Raw genomic sequence first — 12,263 nt, 5'->3', positions numbered from 1 at the left:
ATGTCACGGAGGCACCCCCCATGCCCGAGTACGGCTACTTCCTCTCCTGCGAGCAGTACGGTCCCGCCGAGCTGATCGAGCAGGCGCGCATGGCCGAGCAGGCCGGCTTCCAGGCGCTGTGGATCTCGGACCACTACCACCCGTGGAACGACGAGCAGGGGCAGAGTCCCTTCGTCTGGTCGGTGCTCGGAGCGCTGTCGGAGGCCGTGTCCCTGCCGGTGGGCACGGCGGTGACCTGCCCCACCGTGCGGACGCACCCGGCGGTGGTGGCTCAGGCGGCGGCGACCGCCGCGGTGATGTCACCGGGCGAATTCCGGCTGGGCGTGGGCACGGGCGAGGCGCTGAACGAACACGTGGTCGGCGGTCCCTGGCCGCCCGCGCACGTTCGCCTGGAGATGCTGGAGGAGGCGGTGCAGATCATGCGCCGGCTGTTCTCCGGCGAGGAGGTCAACCACCGCGGCACGCACTACACGGTGGAGAACGCCCGGCTGTACACGCTGCCGGACAAGCCGGTGCCGGTCGACATCTCGGGCTTCGGCCCGGCGGCGACCAAGCTGGCGGCGCGGGTCGGTGACGGCTACATCACGATGATGCCGGACGCCTCGATGGTGGAGCAGTACCGCAAGGGCGGGGGCGGCCGAAAGCTGGTCAGCGGCGGCACGAAGGTCTGCTACGGCGCCGACCGCGAGGAGTGCGTGCGCACGGTGCACCGGCTGTGGGCGAACGAGCTGCTGCCCGGTGAGCTGGGTCAGGTACTGCCCTCGCCCAAGCACTTCGAGCAGGCGCAGACACTGGTCACCGAGGACATGGTGCGCGAGAACCGGGTGTGCGGCGACGACGCGGACGAGCACGTCGCGGAACTGCGCCGGTTCGCCGACGCGGGCTTCGACCGGATCTACGTCAACCAGATCGGACCCGATCTGCAGGGCTTTTTCGACTTCTACCGCACGAAGGTGCTGCCGCAGTTGTAAGGCCGTGGACGGGTGCCACGCCGTTGCGGCGCGGCACCCGTCCACGGCCTCGTGAGCCCGCGGCCCGGGGTGCCGGCGGGCGGTGGTTCAGGAGTGGCCGGGGCGCGGGTCGTGGTCGGTGGCGGGGTCCGGGTGGGGAGTCGCCGTTCCGGCCGTGGGCGGTGTGGACGGGACCGGAGGCACGGGCGCGGAACCGGCGCCGGGCGCCGGCCGCGCGGACGGAACCGCGTGGGACGTGCCGGAGGCGCCGGACGGAACCGCGTGAGACGTGCCGGAGGCGCCGGGCGGGGCCGGGCGGGCTGCCGTACGGAGGGCGAAGGACAGGGCGGCCAGGAGGACCGCCGTGATCAGGGCCGCCGCCCAGCCCGGCAGGGCCAGGTCCAGGGCGAGGCCCACCGCCAGGGCGACCGCCGCGCCCGCGTAGAGCGCGGCGGCGCCGGAACCGGCGTACAGGGCGGCCTTGCGCCGCTGCCCCCGCGTCTGCTCGCGCAGTTCGGCGCGCACGGACTCCCGGGCCACCTGGGCCAGTTCGTCCGCCAGGTGCTTGTCCAGATGCTGCAAGTGCTCCAAGCGCTGCATGGCGTGCGGGTACCCGCGACCGGGGCCGGGTAACTCCCGCCGCGCGGACGGCGGGGAAGAGTGGTGTGGAGATCGCCGACGTCCCGTCCCTCCCCCGCGCCGCCCAACTAGGCTCGTGCTCATGGAGATTCTGGGTGCCACACTGCGCGTCTGCGTCGACGACATCGAGACCGCCATCCCCTTCTACGAGCGTCTGTCGGGCGGCACGGCCCTGCGGTTCGAACGGGAGGGCGTCCAGGTCGCCGCCGTGGGCTGCTTCCTGCTGATGAGCGGTCCCGAGGCCCAACTGGACGTGCTGCGCAAGGTCGCCGCGACCATCGCGGTCCAGGACGTCGACGAGACCCGCCAGGTGCTGGAGGAGATGGGCGCGGCCGTCCTCGCGGGGCCGCTGCCCACCCCCGTCGGCCGCAACCTGATCGCGCGGCACCCGGACGGGGCGGTCTACGAGTACGCGGACCGCCGCGCCTGACCTGGCGCCTGACCTACCGTCACGACGAGATCGTCAGGATGTGACGTCCCGTCATGGTGTCGGCCGCATCCGGAAGTCGTACCGCTCGGGCAGCGGTTCCTCCGTGAGCCGGGCCCACAGCCGCCCGATGACCTCGTCGCCCTCCCGCAGGTCGGCGACCTCGAAGCCCGCGTCGAACACGGCGCGGGCCTCGTCCCGCCGGTCTTCGGCGAGCAGCAGGCCCGCCTCGACGAGCCGGAACCGCCCGCGGGTCCGGGTCGCGGGGGCCAGCCGCTGCCACACGGACCGGGCGTCCTCGGTGCGTCCCACCGCGAGCAGCGCCTCGATCGCCTCCCGGCCGAGCGCGGCGGCGACGGCGGCCCACTCCCCGTCCGGTTCCGCGGCCTCGCGGCACAGGTCGTCGAAGGCCCGCACATAGCGGTCGGCGGCGCGTTCGGGGTGGCGTTCCTCCCGGTCGGCGACGGCGAGGCAGCGCAGTACCGGCCAGGACGGGCCCGGCTGCGCCAGCCCGCGCTCCCAGCTGCGTACGGCCTGCGCCCGGTCGCCGCCGTGCCACTGGGCGACACCCAGGTGGTACTCGGTGAGACCGGTCGCGGGCGCCGTCTCCAGCATGTCCCGCCAGTGCCGGGCCACCAGCGTCCCGCCGGGCGGCCGACTGCCCGGCGGCTCGGGGAAGGACCCGGCGCGCAGCAGATGCAGCCACGGCTCCTGCTCGTCGCCCAAGGTGGACTCGTCGAAGGGTGTGCCGGACAGCTTCCACCCGGCCCGCAGCACTTCGAGGGCACCCCAGCCGGACCCGGTCGCCAGCCGCTCGCCGGGTTCGTTGTCGGCGTACGGCAGCCAGGCCGCGTAGGCAGCCTCGACGTCGGCGCGCGGCAGGACGCCCTCCAGACGGGTCTCCGCCTCGTCCAGGACCGCGCCCCACTCCCCGTCGCGCGGCGCCTCGAAGGGCCCGTACGCCTCCAGCCAGGACACCTCGCTCTCCGGCTCAAGCCGTACGTGTTCCAGCTGGGTGCGGGCGAGTCCGGCCTGGATCTCGCAGTAGCCGGCGGTGCCGGGCTCGGTGAGCCACTGCTGCCAGCTCCGCCCGCCGGGGCCCCGGCCCCAGACGAACAGTTTCCGCCCGCGCAGCGTGTCGGTGGAGGTCTGCACGAGTCCGTGGCCGTCGGCGTCCAGCGCGGCGATCCAGCGCCTGCGGGCCTCGGGGACCTCGTAGAAGTAGTCGGCGGCGTACGTGCTGTTCGCCGGGTAGGTGCGGTCGGCGCCGTCGTACTCCGGGACGGGGACGCGGCGCAGGCGCTGTTCGTAGCCGAAGTGGTAGGCCTCCTCGGCGGGGGCCAGCACCCGGCAGTCCTCGGGGACGGCGATGTTGGACCACCAGTAGGTCGGCACCTGCCGCTCGTGCGGGTTGCGGATCCGCGCGCCGACATGGAGGAAGTCGGAGCCGTCCGGCAGCCACAGGTCGACCTGGAAGGGCAGGTCGCGCAGCCGCTCCCACTCCCACAGGCGCAGCATCTCCCCGCCGTCGGGGGCCGGGACGACGGCGGCGTGCACCGGTGAGCAGGACAGGGTGGTGTGGCCGGTGGCGCCGATGTTCCACTCGACGCCGCCGGAGAACCAGGCGCCGTTGAGGGCGAAGTTGGCGGGCTGGAACACCGGGTTCACGTACAGCAGTTCACGGCCGGTGGGCTTGTGGACGAGGGAGGCGATCCGGCCGCCGAGGCCGGGCAGCACGGTGGCCCGCAGCCGGTCGTTCTCGATGACGAGGGCGTCGAGCCGACGGGGCTCGCGGTGACGGCCATAGCCGTCGCGGACCGGGACCGGCAGCAGGCTGTGCAGGGGGGCGTAGCCGATCTGCCGGGCCATGTCGCGCGGCAGGTCCTTCTTGTCACGGTCCTCGATGCGATGCATCTCGTCGAGGGGCCGCAGGGCGGGCAGGGGGTTGTCGGGGCCCAGCTGTGCCGCGGGCAGCGTCAGTACCTCACGTCGGATCGTCGTCACGATCTCCATGGAAGCCGCCGGACGCCCGCCTGAACAGAGGGCCGTCACGAGTACGTTCCGCGTGGGCGGCACCAAGGCGCCCCCGCGGGGGCACGGAGCCGGGAGCCGCGCCCCGGTCAGGTGCCGGCTCAGGTGCCGGGCGTCAGCATCTCGCTGGTGAGCGCCCAGCGTTCGTGGTCGCGCCAGGCGCCGTCGATGTAGAGCATCTTCGGGGAGAAGCCCTCTTCGCGGAAGCCGCAGGCGCGGGCGAGGGCGATGGAGGCGGCGTTGCCCGGCTGCACGTTGATCTCCAGCCGGTGCAGCCGCATCGGCCCGAAGGCGTACCGCGCGAGGAGGTCCAGTGCCTCGCGCATCAGCCCGCGTCCCGCCGCGTGGGCGAAGGCGCCGTAACCCAGCGCGCCGCACAGGAAGCCGCCCTCGACGATGTTGTTGATGTTGACGAACCCGGCGAGGGCGCCGTCCGCTTCCTTCTCGCACACCAGGAACCCGGCCTTGGTGGGGTCCTCGATCAGCCGCTTCGCGTACGCGGCGTAGGCGGGTGCGGTGTCCGGCGGGAACAGCCAGGGGTGGTGCAGGTCCTTGCTCTCCCGGGCGCGCGCGGTGAACTCGGCACCGTCGGCCTGGGTGAAGTGACGGAGCCCCACGCGGCGGCCTTCGGTGAGGTAGGGGGAAGTGGTGTGCGGCACCCTGTCACCCTACGACGGCGTCCGGCCGCGCGCGGCGGGTCTCAGCTCAGCGCGGGTTCCTCCAGGGTCAGGGTGCCCGCGTCGGCGTCGAGTTCGGCGCCGACCCCGAAGGGGAGGGTCAGGGCGTCGTCGCAGTGACCGAACCCGAACTGCTCGGCCACCGGAACACCGAGCCCCCCGAGCCGGTCGGCGAGCAGGGCGCGCACCTGGTCGTACGGATCGCACTCGGCCCAGGAGCCGAGCAGCACCCCGGTGACCCCGTCGAGGTATCCGGCGCGCAGCAGCTGGGTGAGGTAGCGGTCGAGACGGTAGGTCTCCTCCCCCACGTCCTCCAGGCACAGCAGTCCGCCGCGCGCGCGGGCGCGGGTGTGCGGGGTGCCGATGCCGCCGACGATCAGGGAGAGGCAGCCGCCGAGGGTCACCCCGCGGGCTCGCCCCGGCACCATCGCGGTGCCGCCGGAGCGGATCGTGCGGACGGACTCGGGGTCGAAGAGGGTGGCTCTGAGGTGTTCCTGGGCGCGGGCGCTCTTGACGAAGTCGGCGCCGGCGGCCATCGGCCCGTGCAGGGTGACCAGGCCGAGCCGCACCGCGAACGCCTCGTGCAGCGTGGTGATGTCGCTGAATCCGACGAGCGTCTTCGGCCCGGCGGCGCGCATCGCCTCCCAGTCGAGGGCGTCGACCATGCGCTGGGCGCCGAACCCGCCGCGCGCGCAGATCACCGCGTCGACGGCCGGGTCGCACCAGGCGTTCTGCAGGTCGGCGGCGCGGTCGGCGTCGGTACCGGCGAGGTGGCGCAGCTCGCCGTGCCGGTCGAGGACGTGCGGGGCGGTCACCGGGTCGAGGCCCCAGTCGCGCAGCACGTCCAGCCCGGCCGCGAGCCGCTCCTCGGGGATGGGGCCGCTGGGGGCGACCACGGCGACCCGGGCGCCGGGGGCGAGGCGGGGCGGCCGCCGCAGCGGCGCGAGCGCGCTCACGGCCGCAGCTCCAGGACCGGGACGCCGGGCGTCTTCAGCTCGAACACCTGGGCGTACAGGGACAGCTCGGCCTCCAGGGCGCGCACCATGGTCTCGGCGCGCCGGAAGCCGTGTCCCTCCCCCTCGAAGGTGAGGTAGGCGTGCGGGACGCCCCGCCCGGCCAGCCGGGCCAGGAACCGCTCGCACTGCACGGGCGGGCAGATGACGTCGTCGAGTCCCTGGAGCAGCAGGAACGGCGCGGTGAGACGGTCGGCGTGGGTGGCGGGCGAGCGCTGCTCGTACCGCTCGGGCACCTCGGCACGCGGGCCGATCAGGGTCTCCAGGTACTGGGACTCGAAGTCGTGGGTCTCCCCCGTGCCCCAGCCGGTGAGGTCCAGCACCGGGTAGATGATGGTGCCGCAGGCGTAGACGTCGGTGGTGGTGAGGGAGGCGGCGGTGGTCCAGCCGCCGGCGCTGCCGCCGCGCACGGCGAGCCGGTCGCGGTCGGCGGTGCCCTCCTCGGCGAGGGCGAGCGCGACGGCGGCGCAGTCCTCGACGTCGACCACGCCCCACTGTTCGCGCAGCCGGTTGCGGTAGGCGCGTCCGTAGCCGGTGGAGCCGCCGTAGTTGACCTCGGCGACGCCGATGCCGCGCGAGGTGAAGTAGGCGATCTCCAGGTCGAGCACCAGCGGCACCCGGCTGGTGGGGCCTCCGTGCGCCCAGATCACGTACGGGGGCAGCTCGCCCTCGGGGCCGGTGCAGTCCGGGTTGCGCGGCGGGTAGACCTGGGCGTGGATCTCCCGGCCGTCCGGTCCGGTGAAGGTGCGGACCTGCGGCTCGGGGTAGTAGGCGGGGTCCACGGCGTCCTGGTGCGCGGAGCCGATGACGCGGGCCCGGCCGGTCCTGGTGTCCAGCTCCACCACCTCGTGGGAGCTGGCCGGACCGGCGCCGACGGCGACGACCCGTTCGCCGAGCGCCGCGAGGCCGGGCGTGAACTCGCTCCACGGGCCGGCCGCGTCGACGACCTCGCAGGTCTCCGGGTCGAGCACGCCGAGCCGCAGCGCGCCCTTGCCGTGCAGGACGGCGATCAGGCCGCCGTCCAGCGGGGCGAACCAGCTCAGGCCCACCTTCCACAGCGGCCCGCCGAACTCCTCCGGACGCGGACAGACCGGCTCCCCGTCCCGGTAGAGGTTCCACCAGCCGGTGCGGTCGCTCGCCCACAGCAGGCGGCCGTCGCCGGTCCAGTCGGCCTGGGCGACGGACTCCTCGGGTCCGCCGGCCACGGTGCGGGCGCCGCTCAGGGTGCCGTCCGGGCGGACGTCGGCGACGAGCAGTTCGGTGCCGTCCCACGGCATGCGGGGGTGGTCCCAGCCGATCCAGGCGGCGCGCGTGCCGTCCGGAGAGAGGCGCGGTCCGGTGACGAACCGGTGCCGCCCGTCGGTCAGTTCCCGTACGGCGGTCCGGTCGCCGGCGGCGGAGCCGTCGAGCGGCACGGCGGCCAGGACCCGGCGCACGTCGCTCGGGCCGTCACCGGTGAACTCCTCCAGGACGCACCACACCTCGTCGCGCTCCGGCAGCACCACGGGGTCGGCCCAGCGCAGCCCCAGCCCGACCGGGGAGACCGGGGTGAGGGGGCGGGGCTCCTCGCCCGGCTCCCAGCGGTACAGGCGCTGGTCGGGGAAGTGCGCGAACACCACGAGCGGGGCGTCGTCGCGCACGGTGCCGGCCCAGGGGCGGCCGCCGTACTCGACGACCCGGCTGCGGACGTTCCACGGGGCGGACAGCACGGACTCCTCCGTGCCGTCGGCGTGCCGCCGCACCAGGGTGCGCCGGCCCGCCTCGGCGGGCCGGGGTTCGGTCCACCACACCTCGTCGCCGACGAAGCCCGCGAACTCGGGACTGCCGTCGTGCGCCGCGGCGGTCGCCGCGTCGACGGGCGAGGGCCATTCGCCGTAGGCCAGGGTCTGCACTGTCTCCCCCACTTGTTTCAGGCCGACCGCAGGAACCGGTCGAGCACCCGGACACCGAACTCGAGCGCCTCGACCGGGACGCGCTCGTCCACCCCGTGGAAGAGGGCCTGGTAGTCGAAGCCCTCGGGCAGCTTCAGCGGTGCGAAGCCGTAGCCGGTGATGCCGAGCCGGGCGAACTGCTTCGCGTCGGTGCCGCCGGACATGCAGTACGGCACGGTGTGCGCCCCGGGGGCGAACTCCTCGACGGCCTCCCGCATCCGGGCGAACGTCGGCGAGTCGACCGGCGCCTGCAGCGCCACCTCGCGGTGGGCGAACTCCCAGTCGACGTCCGGTCCGGTGAGCCGGTCCATGGTCGCCCGGAACTCGTCCTCGGCGCCCGGCAGGAAGCGGCCGTCGACGTGCGCCACGGCCTCGCCCGGGATCACGTTGACCTTGTACCCGGCGTCGAGCATGGTCGGGTTGGTGCTGTTGCGGACGGTGGCCTCGACGAGCTTGGCCGCACCGCCGAGCTTGTCCAGCAAGGCGTCCACGTCGGACAGGTCGGCGTCGACTCCGTACACGGCGGCGATCTCGGTCAGCGCGGCCCGCACGGTCGGGGTGAGCCGCAGCGGCCACTCGTGCCCGCCGATGCGGGTGATGGCGGCGGCGAGGCGGGTGACCGCGTTCTCCCGGTTCACCTTGGAGCCGTGTCCGGCCCGGCCGCGGGCGGTGAGCCGCATCCAGCCGGTGCCGCGCTCGCCGGCCCCGATCGGGTAGAACTGCCGGCCCTCGCCGTCGTGGAAGGTGTACGCGCCGGACTCGCTGACGCCCTCGGTGCAGCCCTCGAAGAGGCCTGCGTGCCGGTCGGCGAGGAAGCCGGCGCCGTCCGCCGCGCTCGCCTCCTCGTCGGCGGTGAAGGCGATGACGACGTCACGGCGGGGCCGCACGCCCTCGCGCGCCCAGGACCGCACCACGGACAGGATCATCGCGTCCATGTTCTTCATGTCGACGGCGCCGCGTCCCCACACGACGCCGTCGCGGATCTCCCCGGAGAAGGGGTGCACGCTCCAGTCGGCGGGCTCGGCCGGCACCACGTCCAGGTGGCCGTGGAGCAGCAGCGCGTCGGCGGACGGGTCGGTGCCCTCCAGGCGCGCCACGACGTTGGTCCGGCCGGGGGTGCGCTCCAGCAGGACCGGTTCGAGACCGGCCTCGGCGAGCCGCGCCGCCGCGTATTCGGCGGCCGGCCGCTCGCGGCAGTCGCCGCCGCCCCGGTTGGTCGTGTCGATCCTGATGAGGTCGGACGTGAAGGTCACGACCTCCTCCAGGGCCCGCTGGTCAGCCATACTGCTCCTCCACCGCGGCCGAGGCGATCGTGGTGACCGCCTTGAAGGTGCGGATTGCGTCGTACATGGTGTCGCTGGTGTACAGCACCTTGCGTTCGCCGGTCCGGGACACGCCCGGGACGACGGTGACGGAGGTCGCCAGGTGCTCGGCGTCGAACTCCACCGCCACGGTGAAGGGCCCCCCGCGGACCGGTTCGTGGCGCACCGCCAGCGCGGCCGCCTCCCTGGCCGCCGCGTGGATGTCGGCGGCCGTACGCGCAGGGGTGCGGCACACCGCGGCGTAACGCGACACGTGGTCCTTGACGGCGACCTTGAGCGCTTCGGGCGCGTAGCCCAGGGCGTCCTCGCAGGCCACGTCGTCTCCGGTGACCAGGACCACCGGCACGCCGTACTCGGCGGCCACGTGCGCGTTGAGCAGGCCCTCGCTGGCCCGCACGTCGTTGAGCCACACGCCGGTGATCGAGTTGGCGAGGAAGGTGTGCGCGAGGACACCCTCCATGCCGGCGCCCGCGTGGTAGCCGATGAACGCGATGCCGTCGACGTCGCCGTGCTGCACGCCCTCGACCATGGACAGGGACTTGTGGCGGCCGGTCAGCATCTCGGCGCGCTCGTCGAGCCGCTCCAGCAGCAGGTTGCGCATGGTCCAGTGCGCCTCGTTGATCAGCACCTCGTCGGCGCCGCCGTCGAAGAAGCCCCGGACGGCCGCGTCCACGTCGGACGTGAACATCGACCGGCACCGCTCCCACTGGGGCGTCCCCGGCAGGACGTCGGCCGGCCAGGTGACACCGGTGGCGCCCTCCATGTCGGCGCTGATGAGGATCTTCATGCGGCACACGCTACGTCGTCCCGCCGAGGTCCGGCCACCCTGTGGAAAACTCTCACCGGTCCAGACCACTGACGCACTCCCCGGTGCGCGGCAGCCGTCCCCGACCTGCGCGGATGCTCGCCCGGACCTACCGTGAACGGGACGAACGCCCGCCACGGAGCACCAGGAGCGTCGTATGCCGGTCACCCGGAACCCCTTGGAGGGAAGGACCGCCGTCGTCACCGGGGCGGCGCGCGGGCTGGGCGCGGCACTGGCCCGGGAGCTGTCCGCGCGCGGCATGAAGGTGGCGTTGCTCGGGCGGGAGGAACGGACGCTGCGGCAGGTGCGGGAGGAACTGCCGGGCGAGGGCGGCTGCTGGGAGGTCGACGTCACCGACGACCGGGGTCTGGCGGAGACCGGCGCGGACATCCGGGCGCGTCTCGGCCCGCCGTCCGTCGTGATCGCCAACGCGGGGGTCGCCGAGGGCGGGCCGTTCCCCGAGTCGGACCCGGCGGTGTGGCGCCGGGTGATCGAGGTGAACCTGATCGGCAGCGCGGCCACCGCCCGCACGTTCGTCGGGGACCTGACCGGCACGGCCGGCTACTTCCTCCAGGTGGCGTCGCTGGCGTCGATCGGCTCGGCGCCGCTGATGAGCGCGTACTGCGCGTCCAAGGCGGGCGTGGAGTCGTTCGCGCACTCCCTGCGGGCGGAGATGGCCCACCGGCACGTGGGGGTGGGCATCGCCTACATCAACTGGACCGACACCGACATGATCCGCGGTGTGGACGACCACGCGGTGCTGCGCGAACTGCGCGGGCACATGCCGGCCCCGGCCCGGAAGGTGTATCCGGTGGAGCATGTGGCGGGGCGGCTGGTGGACGCGGTGCAGCGGCGCCGCCCGTCGGTCTACGTGCCGGGCTGGCTGCGCGCGACCCAGCTGGTGCGCGCGGCGATGCCGCCGGTGGTGACGGCGCTGTCCCGGCGCGAGCTGCCTCGGCTGGCCGCCTCCCGGCCGTTCGAGGCGACGGGTCTGCTGGGCGCCGGGGGCCGCGCGGACCAGGAGGCCGCGCGGCACCGCCGCACGTCCTGACCTACGCCCCCGGACGGCGCGCGGCCGTCGGTTCACTCGCGACGGCCCCCTGCCTGGACGCCCGCAACGACGTTGGCCCGCACCATGGTTGGTCGCTCCCTCATGTGTGCGGGCCACATTGTGGCCGGATCTGGCGCGGAACACACTGCCGGATACCGCTCAGCGCACAGTGATCATCCGTGACCGATCGTGCCGCTGGAGTCGTCCGCCGTCGCATCGAGGAGCCGTACGGTCATGCGTAGACCCCTTTTCCCGGCCGCCGTGGCCCTGCTCGCCACCGCCTTCACCGCCGGCTGTTCCAGCCCCGGCAGCAGCACCGCCTCCGGTTCCGAGGAGGTGAAGGTCGCCCTCATCACCTCCACCAGCGGCCCGCTGGCCTCGTACGGGGAGCAGTACCTGCGGGGCTTCGAGGCCGGCCTCGACCACGCGACCGACGGCACCGGCACCGTCGACGGCGTCAAGGTGACGGTGCTGAAGGACGACGACGGCGGCGACCCCGCCAAGGGCGTCTCCCTCGCCAAGCAGCGCATCGGGCAGGGCGTGCCGATCATCGCCGGCTCCGCGGTCTCCGGTGTCGCCACCCAGATCGCGCCCGTCGCGGCGCAGAACAAGACCCTCTACATTAGCGGGCCCGCCGCCACCGACGCGCTGACCGGTGTGAACCGCTACACCTTCCGTTCCGGCCGCCAGACCTACCAGGACGTGCTGACCGCCCAGCACATCCTGGGCGACTCCCCGGGCAGGAAGGTCGTCGTGCTGGCCCAGGACAACGCCTTCGGGCAGGCCAACGCCGCCGCCGTCACCGCCGTCCTCGGCACCGGCGGGACCACGGTGAGCGAGGTGCTGGCCCCGCCCGCCGCCACCGACCTGACCCCCGTGGCGAGCAAGGTGAAGGCGGCCCGGCCGGACATGGTGTTCGTGGCCTGGGCCGGGGACACCGCCCAGTCGATGTGGTCCACCCTCGACCAGCAGGGCGTGCTGGACGCCGCCACCGTCGTCACCGGCCTGGACAGCAGGGCCAGTTACCCCGTCTTCGGCAAGGCGCGGGAGAAGGTGACGCTGCTCGCGCACTACGTGCCCGGCGCCGCGGCCACCCCGGAGGCGAAGGCCATGCGGGCGTACTTCGGGAAGAAGAAGTGGCAGGAGGACCTGTTCACCCCGGACGGGTTCAACGCCGCGCAGATGGTCGTCGAGGCGGTCCGGGCGGGCGGCGCGAAGGGCGACACCGACGCCATGGTGAAGGCCCTCGAAGGCTTCTCGTTCTCCGGGGTGAAGGGGCCGAACACCGTGCGGGCCGCCGACCACGCGCTGCTGCAGCCCACGTTCCAGGCGCGGTTCACCGGCGAGGGAGCACCGCGCGTGTCGCGGACCTTCTCCGCCGAGCAGGTCGCCCCCGCCGAGTCGAGGATCGGCTGAC

Annotated in this window: 11 protein-coding genes; 4 read left to right on the top strand and 7 right to left on the bottom strand. The window is 73.8% G+C overall.

The window, feature by feature from the left end; translation table 11 throughout:
- Nucleotides 1-20: 20 nt before the first annotated feature.
- On the top strand, nt 21-971 hold the full coding sequence (locus tag ACIF8S_RS20355; protein WP_400000573.1) for an LLM class F420-dependent oxidoreductase: 951 nt from the start codon (nt 21-23) through the stop codon (nt 969-971).
- A gap of 87 nt (nt 972-1,058) precedes the next feature.
- Here ACIF8S_RS20355 and ACIF8S_RS20350 read toward each other — a convergent pair whose 3' ends face one another.
- Complete coding sequence (locus ACIF8S_RS20350) at nt 1,059-1,550, bottom strand: phage holin family protein (RefSeq protein WP_400000572.1); 492 nt, start codon at nt 1,548-1,550, stop codon at nt 1,059-1,061.
- A 121-nt stretch (nt 1,551-1,671) separates the two neighbouring features.
- Here ACIF8S_RS20350 and ACIF8S_RS20345 point away from each other — a divergent pair, with 121 nt between their 5' ends.
- Nucleotides 1,672-2,019 (top strand): VOC family protein, encoded by a 348-nt coding sequence (locus ACIF8S_RS20345; RefSeq protein ID WP_024883854.1) that lies wholly within the window; start codon nt 1,672-1,674, stop codon nt 2,017-2,019.
- 51 nt (nt 2,020-2,070) lie between these two features.
- On the opposite strand, the gene ACIF8S_RS20340 is transcribed toward ACIF8S_RS20345, so the two are convergent.
- The 6 genes from ACIF8S_RS20340 to ACIF8S_RS20315 form a co-directional block, all read right to left on the bottom strand.
- Nucleotides 2,071-4,029, bottom strand: a complete 1,959-nt coding sequence (locus tag ACIF8S_RS20340) for a DUF5107 domain-containing protein (protein ID WP_400000571.1) — start codon at nt 4,027-4,029, stop codon at nt 2,071-2,073.
- 119 nt (nt 4,030-4,148) lie between these two features.
- Nucleotides 4,149-4,706 (bottom strand): GNAT family N-acetyltransferase, encoded by a 558-nt coding sequence (locus ACIF8S_RS20335; protein ID WP_400000569.1) that lies wholly within the window; start codon nt 4,704-4,706, stop codon nt 4,149-4,151.
- A gap of 41 nt (nt 4,707-4,747) precedes the next feature.
- The gene (locus ACIF8S_RS20330; RefSeq protein WP_400000567.1) at nt 4,748-5,680 is read right to left on the bottom strand and encodes an LD-carboxypeptidase; all 933 of its coding nucleotides are present in this window, start codon (nt 5,678-5,680) and stop codon (nt 4,748-4,750) included.
- Nucleotides 5,677-7,641, bottom strand: a complete 1,965-nt coding sequence (locus ACIF8S_RS20325) for an LpqB family beta-propeller domain-containing protein (RefSeq protein WP_400000566.1) — start codon at nt 7,639-7,641, stop codon at nt 5,677-5,679. Before ACIF8S_RS20325 ends, ACIF8S_RS20330 begins: the two co-directional genes overlap by 4 nt.
- A gap of 5 nt (nt 7,642-7,646) precedes the next feature.
- Nucleotides 7,647-8,951 carry a M20/M25/M40 family metallo-hydrolase gene (locus ACIF8S_RS20320; protein WP_400000564.1) on the bottom strand — a complete coding sequence of 435 codons (1,305 nt, stop codon included), beginning with the start codon at nt 8,949-8,951 and terminating at the stop codon, nt 7,647-7,649.
- A complete protein-coding gene (locus tag ACIF8S_RS20315) occupies nt 8,944-9,777 on the bottom strand; it encodes a M55 family metallopeptidase (RefSeq protein ID WP_400000562.1) in 834 nt (277 codons plus the stop codon). Before ACIF8S_RS20315 ends, ACIF8S_RS20320 begins: the two co-directional genes overlap by 8 nt.
- A gap of 175 nt (nt 9,778-9,952) precedes the next feature.
- Between ACIF8S_RS20315 and ACIF8S_RS20310 the strand changes: the two genes are divergently transcribed.
- Entirely contained in the window at nt 9,953-10,846 is an 894-nt protein-coding gene (locus ACIF8S_RS20310; protein WP_400000560.1) for an SDR family oxidoreductase, read from the top strand.
- A 234-nt stretch (nt 10,847-11,080) separates the two neighbouring features.
- The gene (locus ACIF8S_RS20305; protein ID WP_400000558.1) at nt 11,081-12,262 is read left to right on the top strand and encodes a substrate-binding domain-containing protein; all 1,182 of its coding nucleotides are present in this window, start codon (nt 11,081-11,083) and stop codon (nt 12,260-12,262) included.
- The last annotated feature ends 1 nt before the right edge of the window (nt 12,263 follow it).

The organism is Streptomyces sp. NPDC085937, from assembly GCF_044540535.1.
In the GTDB taxonomy this organism is placed as follows: domain Bacteria; phylum Actinomycetota; class Actinomycetes; order Streptomycetales; family Streptomycetaceae; genus Streptomyces.
The sequence above is the reverse complement of the archived record's forward strand: the minus strand, read 5'-3'. Positions and strand labels throughout refer to the sequence as shown.

Bases quoted from the DNA above. Each gene is read 5' to 3' on its own strand.
- ACIF8S_RS20320 (WP_400000564.1), bottom strand. From the start codon at position 8,951: ATGGCTGACCAGCGGGCCCTGGAGGAGGTCGTGACCTTCACGTCCGAC.
- ACIF8S_RS20350 (WP_400000572.1), bottom strand. From the start codon at position 1,550: ATGCAGCGCTTGGAGCACTTGCAGCATCTGGACAAGCACCTGGCGGAC.
- ACIF8S_RS20340 (WP_400000571.1), bottom strand. From the start codon at position 4,029: ATGGAGATCGTGACGACGATCCGACGTGAGGTACTGACGCTGCCCGCG.
- ACIF8S_RS20305 (WP_400000558.1), top strand. From the start codon at position 11,081: ATGCGTAGACCCCTTTTCCCGGCCGCCGTGGCCCTGCTCGCCACCGCC.
- ACIF8S_RS20315 (WP_400000562.1), bottom strand. From the start codon at position 9,777: ATGAAGATCCTCATCAGCGCCGACATGGAGGGCGCCACCGGTGTCACC.
- ACIF8S_RS20355 (WP_400000573.1), top strand. From the start codon at position 21: ATGCCCGAGTACGGCTACTTCCTCTCCTGCGAGCAGTACGGTCCCGCC.
- ACIF8S_RS20345 (WP_024883854.1), top strand. From the start codon at position 1,672: ATGGAGATTCTGGGTGCCACACTGCGCGTCTGCGTCGACGACATCGAG.
- ACIF8S_RS20310 (WP_400000560.1), top strand. From the start codon at position 9,953: ATGCCGGTCACCCGGAACCCCTTGGAGGGAAGGACCGCCGTCGTCACC.